Source organism: Paenibacillus sp. FSL R7-0333, from assembly GCF_038000365.1.
GTDB classification, from domain to species: domain Bacteria; phylum Bacillota; class Bacilli; order Paenibacillales; family Paenibacillaceae; genus Paenibacillus_AQ; species Paenibacillus_AQ silagei.
The window spans coordinates 7,624,950-7,644,341 of record NZ_JBBOBZ010000001.1 but is presented as its reverse complement, the minus strand read 5'-3'; the positions used below and the strand labels follow the sequence as shown (position 1 = coordinate 7,644,341).

Sequence of the window (19,392 nt, the reverse complement as noted above, 5' to 3'; positions counted from 1 at the left end):
CCATTCAAATATAGGAAACTGCTATAAAAAGACTCTACTGTTTGTTGTTTTCTCAAATATAGGGTATATTGTCAGACCGCAACTGTCTTATAATGGAATTGGGCGGGATTCTTCGGTCATTTATGAACGCGCGTTCATAGCCCTGCCTATCATCTATCATGAGGAGGAATGGTTATGCAATACGGTCATTTTGACGACAAGAACAAAGAGTACCTGATTACGAAGCCGAATACGCCTGCTCCTTGGGCCAACTATCTCGGTTCGCCGGAATACGGTGCGATTATCTCAGGTAACGCCGGGGGCTACAGCTTCGTGAAATCCGGGGCCAACGGACGGCATATCCGCTATCACTTCAACTCCAAGGACGAGCCTGGGCGCTACATTTATGTCAAAGACCTGGAGAACGGGGATTATTGGTCCGGCTCCTGGCAGCCGGTAGGCAAGGATCTGGAGCAATACAAGTCCGTCTGCCATCATGGAACCGGATACACGAACATCGTCTCAGATTATGACAACATTCATACCGAGTCCTTATACTACGTACCGCTGAACAAGACCTATGAAGTATGGCGCATGAAGATCCGCAATGACGGCACTGCGGCTCGCAAGCTGGCCCTCTTCGGCTTCGCCGAATTCACCAATGACAACAACTATGAGCAAGATACCGTGAACCTGCAATACACGTTGTTTATTTCCCGGACCTACTACAAGCATGATAAAATTCTTCAAGTCATCAATGAAAACATCGCGGGAGAGCAAACCTGGAGATTCTTCGGCGCGGCCGGAGCAGAGGTGGCCGGTTATGACGGGGACCGCGATACGTTCCTTGGAGATTACCGCAGCTACGGGAATCCGCTCTCCGTGGAGAACGGTCAATGCTCAAACTCGCTGAACTATAATGCCAATGCCTGCGGTGCCCTGCAGCTCAATGTGGAGCTGCAGCCGGGGGAAGAGAAGGAAGTCGCCTTCCTGCTGGGACAATATGATGAAGAGGGAGCCTCCGGCATTCTTAGCCACTACCAGGATTTGTCCGTGGTAGACCGGGAGCTTGAAGAGCTGAAGACCTTCTGGCACAGCAAGCTTAACCGCTTCCAGGTGCAGACCCCAAGCAGCAATCTGAACCATATGATCAACACGTGGAATGCTTACCAGTGCTTCATTACCTTCATCTGGTCGCGGGCTGCCTCCTTCCAGTACTCCGGATTGCGCAACGGGCTCGGCTACCGGGATACGGTGCAGGACATCCAGGGCATTATCCATCTGGACCATGAGATGGCTCTTGAACGCCTGCGGCTGATGATCTCTGCCCAGGTGTCCAATGGCGGGGGGCTGCCGTTGGTGAAATTCGACCATAATCCGGGTCATGAAGGAGCACCGGACGACCCTGAATATGTGCGGGAGACGGGACATCCCCACTACCGGGCCGACGATGCCCTGTGGCTGTTCCCGACGGTTATCAAGTACCTGAATGAGAGCGGGAACTGGGACTTCACGGATGAGGTCATTCCTTATTCAGATCAAGGCGAAGCAACGGTGTATGAGCATCTGCGGCAGGCGCTTCAATTCAGTCTCGACCGGATGGGTGCCCACGGCATGCCGGTTGGACTTCATGCGGACTGGAACGATTGCCTGCGGCTTGGCGCCAAGGGTGAATCACTGTTCGTGGCCTTCCAGCTGTACATGGGCTTCAAGGTTTTCATGGGCATCGCGGAGAACAAGAACAAGCCGGAGGATGCCGCATGGGCGCAAGGTCTGCTGGAGGAGCTGGACGGTAATATCCAGAAGTATGCCTGGGAGAACGACCAGTTCGTCCGCGGCTTCACCGAGGACAACTATACCATCGGCTCCTGGGAGAACGATGAGGGCCGGATCTGGCTCAATCCGCAGAGCTGGTCGGTGCTCAGCGGCGCGGCCCGCCCGGAACAGGCCAAACTCGCCATGGACAAGGTCTATGACAATCTGCGGACCGATTACGGCACGATGCTGTTCTACCCGCCGTTCCGCAAATATGGCTTGCCGGTAGCACTGATGGCGCTGTTCAATGCCTCAACAAAGGAGAACGGCGGCATCTTCAGTCAACCGCAGGGCTGGCTCATTCTGGCAGAGACGATGATTGGTAACGGTGAACGCGCGTTCGAGTACTTCCTGAACTGCAGCCCTGCTACCATGAACGACCATGCGGAGGTCCGCAAGCTGGAGCCTTACGTCCACGGCCAATTCGTGGAGTCCAAGGACAGCCCGTATCAGGGCCGGGCCCATGTCCACTGGCTGACCGGCACAGCCTCCACTGTTATGGTCTCACTGGCAGAGGGCATTATGGGCGTTCAGCCGCAGAAGGACAGCCTCCGTCTGGACCCGTGTGTCCCTTCGGACTGGACCGACTTCTCCATGGTGCGCGAATTCCGCGGGAAGAAGCTGAGCATCCAGGTAGAGAACAAGCACGGCGTCCAGAAAGGCGTCTCCCGCATCGTCATCAACGGCGAAGAAATCCAGGGCAACCTGATTCCTGTGTCCCGGATGGCGGCAGAGAACGAAGTGCTGGTCGTGATGGGCTAGCTTCAAGCCGGTCCAAGGAACGGCATAGTGTATATACGAAGAAGGAGAGCAGCCCCGCCAGGCGCTCTCCTTCTTTTGGCATCACGCATCATGTTACTTCAAAATCTTATTCAGCTCTTCTGCCGACTTCTTGCTGCTCGCTCTGGCATAGAAGTAGAACGCAACCGTATGCAGGATCACGGATAACAGCAGCATTCCAGGCCACCAGGCACTGATGGAATCGAACATCTCGACAGAGAACAACCACACCATGCCCATTCCGCCTGCAATACTGAGAATCGATCCAATAAGAATATTCCACAGCGGCTTCAGCGTGAAGTGATTCCACAGCACATTGTACATGACGCCGAATAGCACAGCAGCGATGGCGGCGATGACCGCCAGACGCCACAGATACAGCATCTCCACTGGCTGATCCCTGAAGAACACCGTTAACAGCAGCGTGACCCAGAGTGACGTAAGGGTAAATACCTGAAAGAATGCTTGCTTGAGCTGATTAGCCATGATAACTCCTCCTGAAATGATTGATATAGTAGCGGCTAACAGTATAAGAACTATCATTCGTCAGCAGGACTTCCACCCGCGCATTAGCGGTTGCCGAGAATTCTTTGATATAGCGGGTATTGATGATGGTCTGGTTGTTGATCTTGATGAACCCGGGCGCATCCAGCGCATCCAGCGCAAACTTCAGCCTCGTGTTCAGCAGGTACATCTCTCCGGTAATGAGCCGCACACTGCACATCCGGCCCTCCGCCTCTATGACTGCAACCTTGCCCGCTTCCAGAGTGACCTGGCGGTTATTGCGGGCATTGATGACGGTGATCCGCTTCTCTGCCGCCTGAAGGGCAGCCTCAAGGCGTTTCCATTGTTCCTGTTCTGCCGGATGCGTAACGACCTTGGCCAATCCCCGGTCCATCCCGCTGTCTGCTTCAAATCTAATCTCCAACTGGCACTACCTCCTCTCAACACCCATATTATTATCCTAAAAGCGTCTTGACCATCAATCTGCGTTTTCTTGCAGGAATCTGGCGTTTTATTTCATTTTAGCTCCTTCTGCGGCTAAACAGGTACGCGAACAAGACTGCCGGGAGCTTCCCGGCAGCCTGCCTGACTATCTTTTATAACCTCGGATCGATCTCCTTCTCCTTCGTCACCTCGAACAACAGGTTCGCGGCAATCTGCTTGTAAGTGCTGTTGTCAGCCGAAATCTCCTCCAGCTTAATCTCTAGCAGCTGCTTACCCAATCGGTACTCGGCAAGAGACATCCGCAGCTTGGGCACGATGTTCTTCTGCTTCATCAGCTTGGCATATTTGTGCGGGAACCGGTAATCATAGCCGTAGATAATGGACAGGTACCCCGGATTACGGACCTTCAGGTAAGGGACCACTCCCGGCTGCTCGCGCTCCGGCTTGATGACGATGCCCTCCATCTTCCGCTCAACTGTAATAGAGGCGAAATACTCCTCGGCCTGGCTGTAAGCCTCCGGTTCCTGCAGATCCAGCACCAGGATCTCATCGTCATTCAGGAAGCGGTACTGCTCCAAGGTTACTCCCTCAGGCAGCCGTTCCTCCCCGCTCTCCAGCACTTCCTTCAGGATGGCAAACGGCTTATACGCAAGCTCCGCATCCCCAGCATACAGCTCCAGCTGCTGCTTATACACCCGGTACGCCTCGTCCCGCTGGTCAAGCCCCACATAGGCATCCCGGATGCCTCGGACATGCTTATACGTCTGGTATACGTGAGCGCCGTAGCTGGTGTTCAGCGCTTCTTTGGTCAGATGATGCTGGTCCTGCTCGAACCCGCTGGCTTCATACGCCTGGATCAGCTCACCGAGCGATTCCTCGAACCCGTGCTGCCTCAGGAATGCAAGCTCGTGCTCCAGCGCCCGCCCAATCGGCTGGAACTGGCGTTCAATCAGCCCTTCCCCTAGCGCCTTCCAGGGCAGCAGCTCCCCGTCCAGCAGCAGCACACGGATGCCCTGCTCCGCCATATACGTTCCGAACCGGTCCAGCAGCCCTTCATAGACCGGCGTTAGATCGACAGCCTTGACCTTATAACCGTTGCGGCTAACCGCGTAGCAATGCTCTACGTCCCGGTACAGATACACCGTGCAGCGCGATCCCATATATTTAGGCTGAAGGACCACCTCAGACACCCCGCGTCCGGCAAAATAATCCAGACCCTTGCGCAGTGACTCCAGCTCGCCTGCTACTTCATCCTTATCCGCTGGCGACATCGTCCCGGAGATGAAGTTAACCTTATTCTGCGAGGAATAGTGCAGTCTGCGCATGGACTCCGCATTCAGCTCCTCCACAGAGACCGTGCTCACTTCGCGGAAGAGAACCGGCAATTCTTCCGGCAATAGCTGCTGCCGGGATCTATGGCTTTTGTAGAACGGCTTGAAGGTTATATGGACAGAAGTTAGCCCGTTCCCATGCACGGCTCCTGTGTCGAGATGAAGCTTGTTCTTGATGCGGAACGTCTGCTTGGCGGCAATATGTCCGAACAGATGGAACGGATGGTTCCCCTCCGCCTCCTCCTTCAGGAAGCCGAGCTGCTGCTCGTACGCAGACTCACGGTCCAGCCGGAAGTTGCGCTGATGGCGCAGCGAATTCGTATCCAGCTTCCCGATATACTTGTTGCGGCAAGGGGCATGAGTCACATAGAAGGAAGGCCCCCGATTCCCGATATAGCGGTAAAACGGCTTCGCACTCTCCACCAGCACGGAGAATTGACGGAACAGCTCCTCATCTTCCTGTAATACCTGAGTTGAATCGAAATAGCTTCTCAGCAGCTCCGGCTCAGTCCCCTTGATCTCCCCCCGCAGGTACTTGTAAACGAAATTCTCATGGTTACCCATTACGAACAAGAAATGCTCCTGATTGCTATACAAGAACCGGGTGATCTCCCGGGTCTGCTTGCCCTTATCGATCCAGTCGCCCGCCAGGATGATCCGTGTATTCTTCAGCTTATCCGTAGCGCTTAGCTTCCCTTCTTCAATCCGGTAGCCGTAGCTGCGCAGCAGCCCTTGCAGCTCTTGAACACACTCGTGTACGTCCCCGACCACAATGTATTCCTGCTCCTGCGGAAGCACCGCAGCGGCATACGCCTCCCAGTCCTGAATGTGCACCCGGTAATCCGGGTTCGGCCGCTTTTCCCCCGAATCATCAGTACCTTCCAGACCTTCCAGCAGAAAATCCTTCGCCCGCACCTTATGAATACTGTGGTAGCCCTCACGGGACAGCACTGGCAGCACTTCGCGGCGCAGCCGGTTCAGGTGGCCCGAGATCAGCTTCTTCGAGCGCTCCGAGGCATAATAATCCTCCCGCTTACGGTAATCGAACAGAATGACCTCCAGATTATACTGGTTCTCCTGGGCAATCGCCCGCACCTTGCTGCGGTAATCCTCGGCGAGACCTATCGTATCCATAATGACAAACTCCGCATTAATCGGCCAGGAGGTGACCCGCTTCAGCCGCTCGAACAACAGCGCGAACGTATGCGAGCTGGCCTCCAGCATGACCTGGTCGTATTTATCGTAATCGTAGCCCAAGATCTCCTGACGGATCAGGTCTGAGGAGAGGTACTGCACATTCGTACGCAGACCTGTAGCGCTGTCCGCAAGCCCGAGCTGGGGGATCAGCACTTCTTTGGCAAAAGTAGACTTCCCGCACTCCGTCGCTCCCACCAGCATGAATATCGTGTGTACCTTCGTCTGAATGTCCATGGTCTAACCCTCCTGTCTGCGCACAATCGCGCTCTGCGAAGTACGAATGTCGCCTACCCGGTCACCCACGAGCGAGAACTCGGCTTCTACGCCCAGCCCTTGAAGTGTGGCAGTCAGCCACTCTTCGAACGCCGCCTGACCCTTTTCCCACTTGTGATCCTCGTGCCGGAAGCCTTCCAGCTCATAGTAAGGATTGAAATCCGCATTCGGCGTAGTCACAATCAGCTGCCCGAAATCCACATGGCGGATGATCTGCCGGATCAGCGCAGCCGCTTCCGTCTCACTCATATGCTCCACAACCTCAGTCAGTATGATATCCACCTGCTCTCCGTTGTACAGCTCCAGGAAATGCTCCAGCGAGCGGAAGGTGACGATGTTATCGAGCTCCTTGGCCTTTGCCTTCCGGTTCACGACCTCCAGCAGCTCCTCGTTGATGTCCACCGCATAATAAGCACCTTCGATCTTTCCGGCATACGGAATGGCGTAGAAGCCTTCCCCGCAGCCGATATCCAGAATGGGCTTATCGAACGGAAGCACACCTGAGATGAACGTCCGCCGCTGCATCGCCGTACTGCCATATTCCAGACCAATCGGATACAGCTCCGTTTGCTCGACCGCCGCCTTGTACCGCTTGAACTGCTCCCGGGTCTTCAGGAGATTCCGGGCGAACAGGCTGCGGATATAGAAAGGGGCGTCCATCACGTTCAGACTGCGGATATATTTGTCCAGAATCCGGTCCGAAATATCGATATATTCATCCCCGAAGATCGATAAGAATAAGGACAGCACACTGACCACATGCAGGAGGTGGTATAAGCTTTTATGCGTAGTAATGGTCAGGGAATAGCTCTTATGCGCCTGATGCTCCAGGGTGAACGAATAATCCTTCAGATGCTGCTCGAAGAACCGGATGTAATGCAGCCGCTCCACATGAATCATCTGGATGGTAAAAGAGTGCTCATACCCCTCCGCATCCCGCTCATCCCGCGCCTTGAACGGGGTAGAGAAGAACTCATTCACCGCATTCAGCGGGAATAGCGGGGTATTGTAACGGGAGACATTGAGGTACTCGAAGCTCTCGCCTTCGTTCTTTTTATAGGAGACCTCATTATCAGCATCCTTGAAATACACATTATAAGTAGCTTCATCCGAATACCAGCCGTAAGCGATACCCTGGCGGACCGGGCGAAGCTGCATGCCGCTCTGCGGATTCTTGCGGATGATGAAGCTCAGCTGCGGGTTCGTTGATCTCAGTTGTACAATAGCCATGATTGTCTTCCTCCTGTCGGTCGTTCATTATCAGCAAAACCTAACTTAAAGCTTAGTCGTCACTTCGGTGAAGTTTTGGACTTCCGGCCGCTATCGCTCCTCCAGTTCCAAAATTCCCCTTCGATCCTTTTCACTTTTAGTTTAAATTTAAATTCAACCCCCACACTTCCTGCAAGGCCTCCCGGAACAAGGCATCAAGCTGCCCGTCCCTATTGTCCGTCTTAGCACTCAGGTATGCCGTCGCTGTCTTCTCCAGCTCTTGCAGCTGCTCCTCCAGATACTCGTTAATCACACTCAGCCGCGGCTCCAGGTCCAGTTCCTCTCCCGACTTCTTCCGGGCCAGCAATTGCTGCACGACATTCCATAGCTCCCCATCCTGCGGGATCAGCTGGTCTACCAGCACATCGAATGCCATCGGCGGCATCTCCCCGTACCGGTGAATCCATTCACAGGCCAGCACCGGGCGCAGCACGTAGAAATACTTTTTGATCTTCACCTGCTCCCCTTGCAGGTAATCCCGGTAGTTGCCTTTGGCCATGTTCAGGTAATGGTACATACAGGATTTCGGCGAAAAGGTATACGGTGAGATCCCCCTAAGCTGCTCCGCCACGCTGAACTCCTCAGCATACTGGATCGGGGACTGCAGCCACTCCAGCAGCGGCGGGTTGGATTTGTGGAACAGCTTCAGCGCTTTGCGCAGATCCCAGCCGCTTAGATCCAGCATATTGTTAATAGGACGCTCGATGACATCCCTTGTATCCCAGATTGATAAGTACCACTCCGGCCGATGCAGGTAGATGAACCGCACATCGTAATCACTGTCCTGTGAGGGGAACCCCCACGCCCGGCTGCCCGATTCACAGGCATAGAGGATCGTCACTTGCTCCTCTTGTTCAATCTGCTTCAATTGCTCATGGATGAGCGTATTGATAGGATTCATGCCATCCCTCCGTTCCAAGTCGGTTTCGCTGGCCTTATCTTCCCTCATTTTGCCAAGGAGGAACAGGGTGAAAGTATGGCGGCAGACAAAAATCTTCCATTTCATGCAACTCTGGTGCTTAATAGAGGTATTAACTATTACAACTCATGAATGCGCTACAGGCTGGAGGTATACATATGGCCAAGGAAAGCTTCGATAAAGAAATCCAGTTTCTCCGTATGCTGTCACTAGCCGGGGGAGCTTACAGCAGGCAGCAATTCGCCGAGCGGCTCGGCATTTCCGTACATACCTATGACAAAACGCTGCGCAATCTCAAGGAGATGGTGACCGTCCTGCAGCAGGATCTGACTACAGAACAGGGCACCGAGCTATCTGAATGGCTCCGCTACAATTACTATGAATCGGCCGATCCGCTGCTCCTGTTCCTGTTCCGGGCGAAATCGCTGAAGGAGACGGAGAGCATCCGGCTGACGCTGCTGTTAACCGCACTTCAGAGCGAAGAACTGACGGCCAAGGAACTGCATGACGGCTGTTGTGACCAGATGCCCGCCGATTCACCGCTGCCGGACGAGAAGACCATCCGGGGAGACCTGAAATACCTGGAGGAGGTCGGCGTGATTGTAAGGGTGAATGAGAAGCGTCCCTACCGGTACAAGGCAGCCAACGAACTGCTGGACCAGCTTACGGATGACGAGCTGCTCGACCTGTTCGATTATACAGATGTCATTGCCAATACGCAGATTCCTTCTGTCCAGGGTTACCTCCTGCGTGACACCTTGAAGAAGGCACTGCGGATAAGGGACATTCTCCCCGAAGCCACGGAGACCCACCGGTACAAATATCATTACCATTCACGGATTCTGGATGAGGCTCATCTCTATACGATCCACGGGGCGATCCAGCAGCGGCGGAGAATCAAATTCCTCTATCTGTCGCCCAAAAAAGGCATGAACTACACCTCCCAGAACACCAATCCCCTCTTCGAGCGGGAATCGGCAGGGATTACGGACAGTCTGCTTCCGCTGCGTGTCGTCTACGATCATCAGTATGGGCGCTGGTATCTGATCGGCTATCACAGCCGGACCGGGATTAAGAAATTACGGATGGACGGCCTGACCCAGGTTGAAGAGGGCGAGCCTGTAGAAGAAGAGGAGTTTGCGCAGAGACTTCAGCAATTAGAGGCTCAGTTGGAGTATAGCTGGGTAACAGATACCAACCGTGCGGTGAAGGTCGCCGTCCGATTCTATAACCCCAGCCGGTCCGGCGCCAACTTCATCCGGGAGCGGGTCGAGGCGCAGGGGCAGTGGGGAACCATTACGGAGGAGTCCGATACGACCTTCCTGTACGAGATTACGGTGAATGAGATCTTTGAGATCAAGCCGTGGCTGCGGAGCTTCGGCTCCAGCTGCGAGATTCTGGAGCCCCGCTGGCTACGCAAGCAGTTCATGGAGGAATGGAAGGAGATTAAGAGCTACTATGAATCCCTTTGAGAAAATATTCAACTTCCAGATCATCTCCCGCCTGGAAGAGACCGGCTCCCTGGCGTTAACCTCACAGGAGCGCTCCTGGCTGAAGACGATGCTGGGGCATCCGGCGGCGGCTGAAGCTTTTTCAACCGAAACCTTACGTAAAATGAATTCCCTGCTGGAAGCCGAAGCTTCTATCGAAGTAGGAGAGATTATCATCGAGAAGGCCCGCAGCAAGGAGCGTCAGGTCTATCATCCGCTGCTCCGCCCCCTGCGCCGCATCATCATGCAGAATCAGGGAATTCAGCTCACATATGCGATCAAGCATGGCGGGGAACGAACCGCCCCATCCGGCTTCCCCCACAAGCTGGAGTACAATATGTATAAGCGGGAGTGGTACTTACAGTGGTACAGCACCCGGCAGCGCTCACTCATGTCCACGAAGCTGCGGAACATTGTGTCTGCCGATTCCTCTCCCATCCCCGCCCACCGGATAGATGGCCTCAAGGCACGTATCGCCCGACTCCTAGACGGTCTGAGGGAATCCGCCTGCATTCAGGTCATTCCCGTCTACAATGCCGAGCTGTCGCGGATCTTGTCCACCTTCTCCTGCTTCGATAAGTCAGTGGCCTTCGATGAAGCTACGGGGATCTACCACATCACCGTCCACTACATGAGGGACGACAGCGAGTTCCTGCTCTCCCGCATCCGCTTCCTGGGCCTGCGCGTGAAGATCACCCAGGGCGAGCAGCTGAAGCAGCGTATGCTGAAGTCGGCGGAGATGGCGCTGGGAAGGTATGGGGAGGAATAATTAAACGAGGAAATAGAAGATCCCGGCAAGATTTATTTTCAACTCGATTGAATGATTTCATCCAGCAGCTTCCGGATCTTCTGCTCCTCTAAGCTTTCATTGGTTGCAAATCTTTTCAGCTTCAGACCGTAGGTTTTAAATATATGATCTTTCATCTTATCCTTTTCTATTTGTTCAGGTTTATTTTCATGAAACGCAAATCCATCCACCTCAATAGCCAGTGCTGCTGTCATATCCAGTTTATGATAAATGACAAAATCAACAGACGCCCGATTTTTGATATACTGCCGTTCCTGATCTGTCAATTTATTTACACTTCTAAGCAAATTCTTAAGAAGAATCTGATTTCCAAGTGTAAATCCGCTATAAGCCGGTTCTTGTAACAGCTCTGTAAGCAATGCCTCCATTAAATTTTCTGATTGGAACCTGGATCTTGTAAAATGTTTAGCTCGTTCTCTAAATGCATGAAGCTTAACTGCGTATTCCGTATACATCAGATCAAATATAGAAACAATTTCGCTCTCAACCACATTCTCATCAAGTGTGCTATATTCCATATACCGCGTGAGGTCGCTGATTTCGTTGCCATATTTCCGAAAAAGAGCATGATCCGTTACAAGAATGAACTTCTGTTGCGCACGAGAGACAGCTACGTTAATCATGCATGGATTATTCACAAATTTCATACCAGTTTTGCCAGAACGGGTCTGATCCAGCACGGTCGACATAATCATAATCGGCTTCTCACGACCTTGATACTTATGTATCGTGTCGCTCTCAATATCATCAGTGAACTGTCCGGCTGCCTTCTCCACCTGTTTCCTGTATGGTGTAACGAAGCCAATATCCGGATGCCCGGATGCCACTTCCTCCAAACCCGCAAGAATCTCCCTTTCAATGACATCCAGTTCACGTTGGTTGAACTTTCCCTTGCCTTCTCCCCGAGTAACCTCACGCAAGTGATTGCCAGGTGAAGTCCTGTAAATCAGTAATGGCAGATCCGCCTCTTCTTCAGCCGTGAAAGTGATGAGATCACCGTTATAATACTTGTAATTACAGAACTGAATGATCCGGGGATGACAGCGGTAATGCTCTTTAAGCATCACTTTGGGAATATGATCACCGTATAGGGCAAGCATAGATGACAGTAGACTATGTTTAAAATAATTAAAAGCTTCGTCCACACCGGCTGATGCTGTATCTCCAACCAATTGCTGAATCTCCATCGTCACAATTTGTGGCAATTGCTTTGTGTCACCCACAATGATTGCCCGCTTACAGCAGGACAGAGCAAGTGCGCCTGTGATCAGATCCACTTGAGAGGCTTCGTCAATGATGACATAGTCGAATAACTCATTCTCTGGAATACAGTTACGTAAAGAATGAGTCGTGCTCAGGATAATGGGATAATAGTTAATGAATGATTTAAATTTCTTGCTCTGCCGATAATCGTCTACACCACATTTAACGCCTGGAAGATTAAGATATTTCTTATGCAGTCTATGACGAAAAAGCTGCGCAGAGCACTGCTGATGTTCATCCAACAAGGACACATACATTGCAGCATAAAGCTCTTGTTCGATATGTTTGATACGGTTCGAGAGCTCTTCAATTCGCAGAGAATAGAACTTCCGCTGAACATTCAGGATTACATCCACACCCTGTTCCCGCAAGTATTTGAAGTCGGTAAACCCATGTTTAAAAAACAGCTTAAACCTGTACAGTAAGCCCGCTTCTTTTCCCTTCCTCACTGCAAGATGGCTATCCTTCATGAATTCTAGCATCCGCTCTGGTGTCTCCCGGTAAAATGAAAGTTTATCCAGAGATTCAATCTCCTGATCAGCATAATAATTCTCAAAATGCTTTTGCTCCAGTACATACGCAGATAACTGCTGCCTCAATCTCGCCTTCTCTACATCTAACTCCATCAGTCGGTTAATATGGCCATCCAGCTCTTGCACTCTAGACAGAAGCTCTTTTTCCGGTATCTCACTGTCCCACCCCGCAACCTCCGCAGTAGGCAGATTAGCAAAAAAATGCTTTTTGTTCTTTGTATTCCCCAACGATGCTACCAGAAAAGAGTATCCCGCTGCCTCCAGCTTATCTCGTACATTCTGCACTGCCGCATTATTCCCTGACACCACTGCCACTTTCTTCTGCTGCATGACCGCCAAATTAGCTAATATATTGAGAATCGTCTGGGTTTTGCCTGTACCCGGAGGCCCTTCAATGATACTAATTTTACTGCGTAGCGCTTGGTCTAATGCTGTTTTTTGACTTAGGTTGTAGCGAAAGGGAAAGATCGGCTGCATTTCAGTAGAAACATCAATACTCTCAGGAGAGCCATTAACATAATGGCTCAATACACTCTTTGGATGCACAAAGTTGAGCTTGGCGAACTGCTTTTTCAGAAAATCTTTCGTTTCCGACTGCTCTTCTGAGCTTCTGAGATGAAGCGAGATGGAACGCCAATACTCCATGACTTGTAGTGCATCAGAGGTCTTAACGCCGCTGTTCTCGATTCTGACATTCTGTGATTCATACACCCGTTTGGTTCCATTATTAAAAAAAACGCAGATTCTAGGCCCAAAATCCAGCACTTTCATTACATTATTCAAAGGATTCTCCAAATGAAATATCACCTGCTCTTTAGTAATTGTTATAGCAGCAGGATTGCTGAGGATTATTACATCACTTGCAAGAAAGTTATAGAGAGTTGGGTAATTGTGAAACGTCACTTGTATATTGGTACCGCATGGTGTATATGAAGCGATATCTGCAGTGCGATCCTTTTGTCTGACTAATATTAAATACTTATCTTCGTCCATGGCACTTCCTCATAATGGAGTATTTGAGTTTGATATGTAGGAAATTCTTTAGATTGTAACGATATTCCTTCAATGGAATTAAAATATTCGAATAAAACAAAAAAGACACCTTTCACGGTGTCCAAAGAAAACTACCCCTCAACTAAAACCTCGATCATCATCGCCGTCCCGGTCTTGAACCCGGATACAAATGCAGCCGCCATATCCATTCCCTGCACCTGTGAATACAGATCCAATAATGCCTCCAGCTCCGCGAACTCATCCGGTGACAGCCTCCGTCTCCAAGCCTCAAGAGAATCGGTAATCTGCCTGTTGAGCGGGCGGTAGTCAGGGTCTTTGGAGACAATATCCTCATTCGGGAATAAACTTCCATGATAAAGCGATTCTAGAATGTTTGGCATTGGGCCTCCTCTCTAAAACATTTAAGGGAATATACGCTTATACGTACCAACCGTGAGTTTATTATACGGTACGCTTATGCGTATAGTCAATGCAAATATTTCAGGATAAGTGAGGGATTCCAATGGGAAAGAGAATAGTAGTGAAAATAGCCGAGTTAACCAAAAAGCATAAAATTTCTATGCGGGAGTTGTCCAGACTTTCTGATGTTCGCCATGCCGCATTAAGCGAGCTAGCCAATGGAAAGAGAGAAAGCATTAGCTTCAGTCATATCGTCAGAATCGCAGAGGCTTTAAATATTCAGGATATACGGGAGATTATTGACTTGGCTGACAGTAAAGAAAGGGATTGATTTAGTTACCTGTTGCTTCGTCTTTGTATCAAGGGCATCTTTTCATTATCTTGTAAATGATGATCCAGAATTCAATCCTTGTAGAGTTGAAGGCAGGACAGTCTTTAAGGATAAATTCAGCCATCAGCTGAATTGCATCATAATTAAGGAAAATTACGGTTGTTTTTTGTATTTAACTTAGATAAAAGCACAGTTTTGTTAAAACTCACTCTTTGTGGGAATCATATTTCTGATAGAATTAGCTTAAAGAATAGCGAGCGGAGTATATTGTAAAAAGGGGTGTTTATGTGGCAACTGCAGATCAAATAAAAATGCTTATTGAGGCGCATGTATTAAAGAATGACGATAGATTTAAAACTTTAGTACTTCAATTAGCAGCCTATGAAGCCAAATTAGGTCACACCTCATTTGCTAGGGAAATAAGGGAGTTACTAAATAAAAATCGGAATGAAGATGTAAAGATAATTCATTTCAGTAAAGAAATCAGTGAACTAATAGGAATTACTTATAGTGACCAGAGGATTGCTGAGTTGGTTGTTGCAAACGACATTAAAGATCGAATTAAACGTATTTTAAAAGAATATCAGATGCGAGAAAAATTGCGCAAATATCATTTGAGTAATAGAAGAAAGATTCTTTTAGAAGGGCCTCCAGGTACTGGTAAGACAATGACCGCATCTGTAATTTCAACTGAAATAGGTCTTCCACTATGTACGATAAAAATGGACAAATTGATGACTAAATTTATGGGTGAAACCGGGGTTAAGTTAAGAGGTATTTTTGATGCAATTAAGGAAAAACCTGCAGTTTATTTTTTTGATGAGTTTGACGCAATTGGTGCCGATCGCAGCAAAGAAAACGATGTTGGAGAAATCAGAAGAATACTTAACCTTTTTTTACAGTTTATTGAGCAAGATGATTCTGAAAGCATAATTATTGCGGCTACAAATAATTCAAAGCAATTAGATCCTGCGCTATTTCGAAGGTTCGATGATGTTATTCACTATTTGTTACCCGATGAACTTCAGATTCCAAGCTTAATAATCAACAGATTAGGACAATTCTCTTCTAATCAGATCTACGATTTCATGGATAATATCGTAGATGCTGCCAAGTCGTTAAGCCATGCAGAATTATCAAAAGCTTGTGACGATGCGATTAAGGCAACCATTATGTCTGATAATAAAATCGTACAAGGGGAATTACTTTTGCAAATGATTAGAGAAAAGATTGGAGCATATTCATAGGAGGAATTTTAATGGATAATGAAAGGTTTGGTCATTTTTATATCGACGCCGTTGAATCACACAAATATAAAGGCAAAGGTCAAGGCGTTTCAAACTATCCATTGAGAAATAGGGAAACACATAGTGAAAAGTTATTAAAACAGTTTGATCATCTTTGGAATGAAGACAGCGAAGCAAATAAAACAGTTGTCTCGGCAGTAACAAGAGATGGTGTTTACGTGGAATTTCATAATGCACCCGGGTATGATTTGAAATTTGAGAGTTTAGAAAGTAGAAGAGATGGTATAAGACTTCTAAATATTCGCGAGAAAAAAGTAAATGATAAAGTAGAGAAGTTTGCCACTGTATTTATTCCAAAAGATAAGCGACATGTTTTTCTTAAGAAAATTGAGTCATATATGAATGAAGATACATCTAATGGAAGACCCAAAAATGCACCATTAATAGATGGTATAGAGGATATTAATCACGCTATCCTTGAGTCGTTCTGGTCTATTAATGAAATAAAATGGATACCTAATACTATCAAGGTTTGGTGTGAAATCTGGCTTAGCAGTGAAAGTGAGTCAGTTTACGATAACTTTATTTTTGTTGCAAAGACAACACTCGGACTTGAGATAAAAGATAATTCAATTGTTTTTCCTGAGCGAAGAGTTGTACTAGTTAATGCAGACCGAGAAGCGCTCCAAAATATATTATCTTTATGTAATGATATAGCTGAAATGAGAAGAGCATCTGAAGCAATTTCGTTCTTTATCGACATTGAAAATAGCGAACAAATTGAGTGGGCAACGGACCTATTAGATAGATTGGAAGTCTCAGAAGATACTAATGTATACATAAGTATTCTTGATACAGGGGTTAATAACGGTCATATCCTTCTAAATCCGGTATTAAGAGATGAAGATTGTAAATCGTTTGATTTAAGCTGGACAAGCTCAGATATTGGTGGTCACGGTACTAATATGAGCGGAGTTGTTGCATATGGTGACTTGAAAGAAGCATTAATGGGTTTTGATAAAGTTAAAATAAATCATAGGCTTGAATCATTAAAAATCATTCCTGATAAGGGGCAAAATCCCCCTGAGTTATACGGTGATATTACAGGGCAAATAATTAGCAATGCAATCATTGATAATCCTAATAGGCAAAGAATAATATGTATGGCAGTCACTGCTCCTAATTATCAATCAGATGATGGGCGCCCTTCATCTTGGTCAGCATCAATCGACGAACTTACATCAGGGTATATTGATGATATCAAAAAATTATTTATTATTTCAGCAGGCAATAATGATATTAGTAACGAGGCTGAATATCCCGATAGCAATTATACAAGTATAGTTCAAAATCCTGGACAATCATGCAATGCTCTTACAGTTGGAGCTTATACTGATCTACATGCCCCAAATGATAATTATAAGCCTTTAGCACCCAAAGGCGGATTATCACCGTTTAGCACAACTTCTTATGTTTGGGATAAAACTAAATGGCCAGTCAAACCGGATATTGTGTTAGAAGGTGGAAATATGGTGGTGGATAGTTTCGGAGCATGGTCTGATGAAAATCATTCAGTTCTTACAACCTCTCATAAACTTCAAAGTGAACAATTTTCAGTATTTAATGCCACAAGCGCAGCAACTGCAAAAGCAGCTTGGATGGCAGCACTCATTCAAGAAAAATATCTTCAAGCATGGCCTGAAACAGTTAGGGGGATCCTAGTACATTCAGCAGACTGGACAGAAGGATTAAAAAAACAGTTACTATCTGGATCTGACAAAAAGCATTATCATGATTTGATCAGAATGTGTGGATATGGAGTTCCTAATCTCGATGTTGCACTAAATAGCCTTAAAAACAGTGTGAGTATGGTAATGCAGTCAACAATAGTGCCTTTTAATAAAAGCAAGGGTACGGTCTCATTAAATGAAATGCACTTGTATGAATTACCTTGGCCAAAAGAAGTTTTATTGAGTCTTGGTGAACTTGATGTAAAGTTAAGGGTAACATTATCTTATTTTATTGAGCCGAGTCCCGGCGAAGTAGGTTGGAAAAGTAGATACTCATACTCCTCTTGTGGCTTAAGGTTTGATATTAATGGCTCAGCTACACAAGAACAATTTATTAAACGTATCAATCAAGCAGCCCGGGAAGAGGATGAAGGTAAGGTTCAACCAAGTAGTATAAATTGGACAATAGGACCAAATGCTCGAAATAAAGGATCCCTTCATAGTGATATCTGGGAAACTACTGCTTCAGAGCTTGCAACAAGTAATATAATCGGTGTTTACCCAATAAGTGGCTGGTGGGCAAAACGACCATGGTTAAATCGATGGAACAAAGAATTAAGATATTCTTTAATGGTAACGCTATCCACGCCAGCAACTAGCGTCGACTTATATACACCAATTGAAAATTTAGTAACAAATAAAATCGAAACTCAAGTTTAGTGATTGAATAACAATCATTAAACTATTCAGTTTGCAGCCAGATGCTTATTAAACTTCAGTATTACTTTATTCTCATTATTCTTCTTTACCGCCTTCACTAATTCATCCCTGACAGTCAGATCGCCCAGATTACCTTTTGACAAAAGAACCGGTAAGGATTCCAAATCCGGTAAGGAATAGAATTTACTCGATCCGTTGTCAGGATCTCTGTAACACAAAACAACCCCGAACAATTCTTCTTTCGACAGAGCATTCAGCAAGGTTGGATTATGTGTAGTAATGATGACATCTATCTGTCTCTCTTTGGTTAGTCTGGATATCGTTTGGATCAGGCTCTTAATTCGGCTGGGGTGGATTCCGTTATCCACCTCTTCAATCACAATCATAGTATCAGGGTCCTCTGTGATAAGTGCAGCGAGAATAGCTACATATCTGAGCGTACCGTCCGAGAGACGCTTGGCCTCCACGAATTCCGAGCGTTCACCATACTTCTCCTTCAGACAGAACATCACATCGCCAATGGAAGTCTCTATGAACCCAATATCCAGAATTTCATTCTCCGGCAGATCCTTTAAGGCGTTCAGCAGCTCTTGCTTGACCCCTTTATCCTTGCACAATTCATAAATTACTGAAGAAATATTATCCGCTGTAGGTCTTAGCTCATGGTCACTCATCCTTGAATAATCTCTCATACGGACAGGTACGGGATCTAAGAAAAGGATCTTCCCCAGACGTTCCAGAACCAGGTTTATATAAGACACGTTCTTCTTGTTATTATCCGTAGTTGTAGGCATCTTGGACGATAGCTGCGATAGTACAGAAACAGAACGAATGCAGGTTACCTCGGGATTTCTCCCCTTACGTCCATTGTTATATTCTACGTTAATATCGCTATAATCATCTGGTGTGTCTTTAGTCTGAAAAACGGTCACCGGTTTGGCGCCGCTAGAGGATAGCTTCAACAAATGCTCGGCAAGCACAAAAACACGATTGCTCACTTTGATCGTTATTGAATACTCCAGGTCGTACTCTTCATCAATATCCACCAGACACCCTAGTGTAAATGTATCCGTCCCAATTCTAGGACAGCCTACACTTCCGCCTCTGATCTCACTATCCACATTCTTAGAGCCATCCAGAATGATGGACAGCTCTCTTCCCGAGGAGATCTCAGAGAGTATCTTCATCCCTTCAATCGCATTGGTTTTACCGCCGGCATTAGTACCTATAATGGAGGTTAATTTCTCAATTTCTAAGATAGATGAATCGAAGCTCTTAAAGCTCTGGAACGAAAAATTCTTCAGCATCTTCACCACTCCTCTCACATGGAGTATTACCCGTATACC

14 protein-coding genes are annotated in these 19,392 nt (G+C 47.8%); 6 read left to right on the top strand and 8 right to left on the bottom strand.

Going from position 1 to position 19,392, the window contains the following annotated elements:
* The first annotated feature begins 174 nt into the window (after window positions 1-174).
* On the top strand, window positions 175-2,556 hold the full coding sequence (locus tag MKY86_RS33055) for a GH36-type glycosyl hydrolase domain-containing protein (RefSeq protein WP_076077203.1): 2,382 nt from the start codon (window positions 175-177) through the stop codon (window positions 2,554-2,556).
* A 93-nt stretch (window positions 2,557-2,649) separates the two neighbouring features.
* On the opposite strand, the gene MKY86_RS33050 is transcribed toward MKY86_RS33055, so the two are convergent.
* The 5 genes from MKY86_RS33050 to MKY86_RS33030 all read right to left on the bottom strand — a co-directional run bounded on the left by MKY86_RS33050 (window position 2,650) and on the right by MKY86_RS33030 (window position 8,493).
* Window positions 2,650-3,060, bottom strand: coding sequence for a hypothetical protein (locus MKY86_RS33050; RefSeq protein WP_076077200.1), 411 nt, complete (start codon window positions 3,058-3,060; stop codon window positions 2,650-2,652).
* The gene (locus MKY86_RS33045; protein WP_076077197.1) at window positions 3,053-3,502 is read right to left on the bottom strand and encodes a LytTR family DNA-binding domain-containing protein; all 450 of its coding nucleotides are present in this window, start codon (window positions 3,500-3,502) and stop codon (window positions 3,053-3,055) included. The genes MKY86_RS33050 and MKY86_RS33045 overlap by 8 nt, the downstream gene beginning before the upstream one ends.
* Before the next feature lie 172 nt (window positions 3,503-3,674).
* The gene (locus MKY86_RS33040; RefSeq protein ID WP_076077195.1) at window positions 3,675-6,284 is read right to left on the bottom strand and encodes a metallophosphoesterase; all 2,610 of its coding nucleotides are present in this window, start codon (window positions 6,282-6,284) and stop codon (window positions 3,675-3,677) included.
* A 3-nt stretch (window positions 6,285-6,287) separates the two neighbouring features.
* Window positions 6,288-7,553: a class I SAM-dependent methyltransferase gene (locus tag MKY86_RS33035; protein ID WP_076077192.1), complete on the bottom strand. Its 1,266-nt coding sequence runs from the start codon at window positions 7,551-7,553 to the stop codon at window positions 6,288-6,290.
* A 136-nt stretch (window positions 7,554-7,689) separates the two neighbouring features.
* Window positions 7,690-8,493 (bottom strand): nucleotidyltransferase domain-containing protein, encoded by an 804-nt coding sequence (locus MKY86_RS33030; RefSeq protein ID WP_076077189.1) that lies wholly within the window; start codon window positions 8,491-8,493, stop codon window positions 7,690-7,692.
* Window positions 8,494-8,669: 176 nt separating this feature from the next.
* Here MKY86_RS33030 and MKY86_RS33025 point away from each other — a divergent pair, with 176 nt between their 5' ends.
* A complete protein-coding gene (locus tag MKY86_RS33025; protein WP_076077187.1) occupies window positions 8,670-9,983 on the top strand; it encodes a helix-turn-helix transcriptional regulator in 1,314 nt (437 codons plus the stop codon).
* On the top strand, window positions 9,970-10,770 hold the full coding sequence (locus tag MKY86_RS33020; RefSeq protein ID WP_076077184.1) for a WYL domain-containing protein: 801 nt from the start codon (window positions 9,970-9,972) through the stop codon (window positions 10,768-10,770). The genes MKY86_RS33025 and MKY86_RS33020 overlap by 14 nt, the downstream gene beginning before the upstream one ends.
* Window positions 10,771-10,808: 38 nt before the next feature.
* On the opposite strand, the gene MKY86_RS33015 is transcribed toward MKY86_RS33020, so the two are convergent.
* On the bottom strand, window positions 10,809-13,598 hold the full coding sequence (locus tag MKY86_RS33015) for an AAA domain-containing protein (RefSeq protein ID WP_076077181.1): 2,790 nt from the start codon (window positions 13,596-13,598) through the stop codon (window positions 10,809-10,811).
* Between the two features lie 131 nt (window positions 13,599-13,729).
* Entirely contained in the window at window positions 13,730-13,999 is a 270-nt protein-coding gene (locus tag MKY86_RS33010) for a DUF6809 family protein (protein WP_076077179.1), read from the bottom strand.
* 122 nt (window positions 14,000-14,121) lie between these two features.
* Here MKY86_RS33010 and MKY86_RS33005 point away from each other — a divergent pair, with 122 nt between their 5' ends.
* From MKY86_RS33005 to MKY86_RS32995, 3 genes are all read left to right on the top strand, one after another.
* Complete coding sequence (locus MKY86_RS33005; protein ID WP_076077177.1) at window positions 14,122-14,349, top strand: helix-turn-helix domain-containing protein; 228 nt, start codon at window positions 14,122-14,124, stop codon at window positions 14,347-14,349.
* A 287-nt stretch (window positions 14,350-14,636) separates the two neighbouring features.
* The gene (locus MKY86_RS33000; RefSeq protein ID WP_076077175.1) at window positions 14,637-15,596 is read left to right on the top strand and encodes an AAA family ATPase; all 960 of its coding nucleotides are present in this window, start codon (window positions 14,637-14,639) and stop codon (window positions 15,594-15,596) included.
* 11 nt (window positions 15,597-15,607) lie between these two features.
* On the top strand, window positions 15,608-18,046 hold the full coding sequence (locus MKY86_RS32995) for a S8 family peptidase (protein ID WP_076077173.1): 2,439 nt from the start codon (window positions 15,608-15,610) through the stop codon (window positions 18,044-18,046).
* Between the two features lie 26 nt (window positions 18,047-18,072).
* Here MKY86_RS32995 and MKY86_RS32990 read toward each other — a convergent pair whose 3' ends face one another.
* Complete coding sequence (locus MKY86_RS32990; protein WP_076077170.1) at window positions 18,073-19,353, bottom strand: AAA family ATPase; 1,281 nt, start codon at window positions 19,351-19,353, stop codon at window positions 18,073-18,075.
* Window positions 19,354-19,392 lie beyond the last annotated feature (39 nt).

Excerpts from the sequence above, each read along its gene's own strand:
- MKY86_RS33055 (WP_076077203.1), top strand. The coding sequence starts at position 175 with ATGCAATACGGTCATTTTGACGACAAGAACAAAGAGTACCTGATTACG.
- MKY86_RS33050 (WP_076077200.1), bottom strand. The coding sequence starts at position 3,060 with ATGGCTAATCAGCTCAAGCAAGCATTCTTTCAGGTATTTACCCTTACG.
- MKY86_RS33040 (WP_076077195.1), bottom strand. The coding sequence starts at position 6,284 with ATGGACATTCAGACGAAGGTACACACGATATTCATGCTGGTGGGAGCG.
- MKY86_RS33035 (WP_076077192.1), bottom strand. The coding sequence starts at position 7,553 with ATGGCTATTGTACAACTGAGATCAACGAACCCGCAGCTGAGCTTCATC.
- MKY86_RS33030 (WP_076077189.1), bottom strand. The coding sequence starts at position 8,493 with ATGAATCCTATCAATACGCTCATCCATGAGCAATTGAAGCAGATTGAA.
- MKY86_RS33025 (WP_076077187.1), top strand. The coding sequence starts at position 8,670 with ATGGCCAAGGAAAGCTTCGATAAAGAAATCCAGTTTCTCCGTATGCTG.
- MKY86_RS33020 (WP_076077184.1), top strand. The coding sequence starts at position 9,970 with ATGAATCCCTTTGAGAAAATATTCAACTTCCAGATCATCTCCCGCCTG.
- MKY86_RS33015 (WP_076077181.1), bottom strand. The coding sequence starts at position 13,598 with ATGGACGAAGATAAGTATTTAATATTAGTCAGACAAAAGGATCGCACT.
- MKY86_RS33010 (WP_076077179.1), bottom strand. The coding sequence starts at position 13,999 with ATGCCAAACATTCTAGAATCGCTTTATCATGGAAGTTTATTCCCGAAT.
- MKY86_RS33005 (WP_076077177.1), top strand. The coding sequence starts at position 14,122 with ATGGGAAAGAGAATAGTAGTGAAAATAGCCGAGTTAACCAAAAAGCAT.
- MKY86_RS32995 (WP_076077173.1), top strand. The coding sequence starts at position 15,608 with ATGGATAATGAAAGGTTTGGTCATTTTTATATCGACGCCGTTGAATCA.
- MKY86_RS32990 (WP_076077170.1), bottom strand. The coding sequence starts at position 19,353 with ATGCTGAAGAATTTTTCGTTCCAGAGCTTTAAGAGCTTCGATTCATCT.